The organism is Gilvimarinus sp. 1_MG-2023, assembly GCF_030548285.1.
In genome coordinates, this window is record NZ_JAUOSC010001626.1 from 1 (window position 1) to 239 (window position 239).

Here is a 239-nt window from a genome sequence, read left to right on the forward strand (position 1 = left end):
GCAACATTTCTGGTACTGGCTGCAGTTACGCAATGAAGCCGACTGGCGTCTGCCGGAAATCGCCCAGCAAAAAGCCCGCCGCGAGCATTTTGCCGAATTCAGCCAACGGGTGGCGCAGTCTGCAGACAACGCCCTGTTTCTGTTATGGCATGGTCTGCGTCCAGGCTGGGAACCGGCGCTCAAACGTCGGGCCGAAAAATCCGGCTGGAGCGACGACACCCTGCAGCACTGGATTGAAC

General features: G+C 59.0%; 1 pseudogene. It reads left to right on the forward strand.

The features are described from left to right. A pseudogene (locus Q4563_RS22300) lies at window positions 1-239 on the forward strand (RsmB/NOP family class I SAM-dependent RNA methyltransferase); the annotation flags it as partial.